Genomic DNA, 2,271 nt, shown 5'->3' on the forward strand with positions numbered 1-2,271 from the left:
CCCAACCCCTAATTGACTAACAAGAGGTTAAATACTATGTCTAACAACAATTCTGAACGAGTAGTGCGTCGTGGTCGAGTTTTTCCGGAGATTCAATCTACAGAGGAAGAAAAGGCCAAACATCGCGCCCGACAATTAGAATTTTATCATCGTTGTTGGCCGATTTTTCAGAGTTTACAGCCCCGGTTAATGAAACATTATTATGGTTGGTACATTGCGATCGAACCCGATAGCGGCGATTATTTTATCGATCCCGATCAAGAAGTGGCCAGTAAAAAAGCAAGGGCAAAATATCCCGACAAAATCCATCATATCTTTGGCATTAATGAAACTGGAGTTAGTGGCAGAATATGATTGAAGGGAGATTTGGAACCAAAGGACAAATTTATTTTGATATCGATTTAGTTGGCGATGATGGATTGATTCTACCCGCAGAAGTCATGCTGGATACGGGTTTTACCGAGTTTTTAGCCATAAATAGTCAAGATGCTGACAGTCTTGATTGGCGTTTTTTGCGACAAAATAAATTGATAACCGCTCAAGGAGAAGCATTTTTTGATATATATTTAGGCAGAGTAAGAATTGATGGTCAAGAATACGAAATTCCCGTCTTTGCAGGGGAGGCAATTAAGGAGATTTTGTTAGGTTCGCGGTGGCTAAAACAATTTATCTTAGTAGCTAATTATCAACAAACACAGGTGACATTAGGATAATGACAAAAAAGGCGATTATTTTACTTTCCGGGGGATTAGATTCAGCGACAACAGCAGCGATCGCTCTAGCTGCTGGTTATCAATTAATTGCCCTTTCCTTTCGTTATGGACAAAGACACGAGCGGGAATTAGCAGCGGCGAAAAAAATTGCTAATTTCCTCAATATTAAAGAACATCATCTGATCGAAGTCAATCTATCTTTGTGGGGAGGTTCCGCTTTAACGGATCAATCTATAGCTATTCCCCAAGAGGGAATTAACCCAGATATTATCCCGATTACCTATGTGCCGGGGAGAAATACAGTTTTTATTTCGATCGCTCTTTCTTTAGCGGAAGCAAGGGAAGCGGAGGCGATATATTTAGGAATTAATGCGGTGGATTATTCTGGTTATCCCGATTGTCGTCCCGAGTATTTAGATGCCTTTCAAACTTTAGCTAATTTATCATCGAAAGCGGGTTTAGAAGGGAAAGCACCCCAATTAATTGCCCCTTTGGTGATGGATAGTAAGGTAGATATCGTCCGTCGTGCCGTTAGTTTAGGGGTTCCCATTGCTGATACTTGGTCTTGTTATCAAGGAGAAGTTGAACCCTGCGGTTTATGCGATTCCTGTCGCATCAGAGATCAGGCTTTAATTGAGGCTGGTTATCCCGAATTAGCTACTTCCTTCTTGAAACAGTCAGGAAAAGGAGGCCGATAGTGAAAAATGGAGATAATCTAGGCAATTAAATGTTCAATGAGGATTTTACTGCCGATTAATATTAAAACTAAACCGCCGAGAATTTCCACCTTTTGACTAAATAAATTACCGAATTTATGCCCGATAAAAACAGCTATAAAACATAAAGCAAAGGTAATAGAACCGATGACAGTGCAAGCTAAAAGTAAGGGAGTTTTAATCATCGATAGACCCAAACCAACTACTAAAGCATCGATGCTAGTAGCGATCGCTAATCCGATTAAAGTATAGGAATCTAGAGGATTAAATTTTTTTTCCTCGTCATCATTTTGAACAGCTTCGTAGATCATTTTACTGCCGATCGCCCCTAAAATAATAAAAGCGATCCAGTGGTCAAAAGAGGCGAGGAACTCGCGACAAGTTAGACCGATACCCCAACCGATCATCGGCATAATCGCTTGAAATCCGCCAAAAAACAAAGCAATTTTCAAAGCCTTATTAACATGAATATGACGAATCATCAGGCCACTGGTCAGAGAAACGGCCACGGCATCGGCGGCTAATCCCACGGCAACAAAGGAAGTGGTTAAAAGTTCGAGTGAAGTAAACATCTATAGTTGTTTATCCTTTAATTTCCCCCTATCTTAACTAATTTTTACCCAGAAAACTTTCATATTTCTATCATGATCCTCTCATTTATCTATCATTTCTCTAACCTAAGTAGGTAGGCGTTAAAAGTTGTCAGATGCCCCCCTTATCAAGGGGGGATTAAGGGGGGACTAAGGGGGGATCGAACCTAAAATCCATTTTTAATTTAATTATAACCAGCTACTTAATTAGTGAGCGGATCGAATTGAAAAGGTTTAAAACCACATTACTGG

The 2,271-nt window shown here is 40.0% G+C and carries 4 protein-coding genes; 3 read left to right on the top strand and 1 reads right to left on the bottom strand.

Going from position 1 to position 2,271, the window contains the following annotated elements:
• The first annotated feature begins 36 nt into the window (after positions 1 to 36).
• From IQ242_RS22905 to queC, 3 genes are read left to right on the top strand one after another with little or no spacing between them, the layout of a single operon-like run.
• Positions 37 to 354: a hypothetical protein gene (locus tag IQ242_RS22905; RefSeq protein ID WP_002736011.1), complete on the top strand. Its 318-nt coding sequence runs from the start codon at positions 37 to 39 to the stop codon at positions 352 to 354.
• Complete coding sequence (locus IQ242_RS22910; RefSeq protein ID WP_002781773.1) at positions 351 to 713, top strand: hypothetical protein; 363 nt, start codon at positions 351 to 353, stop codon at positions 711 to 713. Before IQ242_RS22905 ends, IQ242_RS22910 begins: the two co-directional genes overlap by 4 nt.
• Positions 713 to 1,411, top strand: coding sequence for a 7-cyano-7-deazaguanine synthase QueC (gene queC, locus IQ242_RS22915; protein WP_193961533.1), 699 nt, complete (start codon positions 713 to 715; stop codon positions 1,409 to 1,411). Before IQ242_RS22910 ends, queC begins: the two co-directional genes overlap by 1 nt.
• A 17-nt stretch (positions 1,412 to 1,428) precedes the next feature.
• On the opposite strand, the gene IQ242_RS22920 is transcribed toward queC, so the two are convergent.
• Complete coding sequence (locus IQ242_RS22920) at positions 1,429 to 2,001, bottom strand: manganese efflux pump MntP family protein (protein ID WP_193961534.1); 573 nt, start codon at positions 1,999 to 2,001, stop codon at positions 1,429 to 1,431.
• Between the last annotated feature and the right edge of the window lie 270 nt (positions 2,002 to 2,271).

The sequence above is a fragment of the Microcystis sp. LEGE 08355 genome (genome assembly GCF_015207185.1).
Taxonomy (GTDB): Bacteria; Cyanobacteriota; Cyanobacteriia; order Cyanobacteriales; family Microcystaceae; genus Microcystis; species Microcystis panniformis.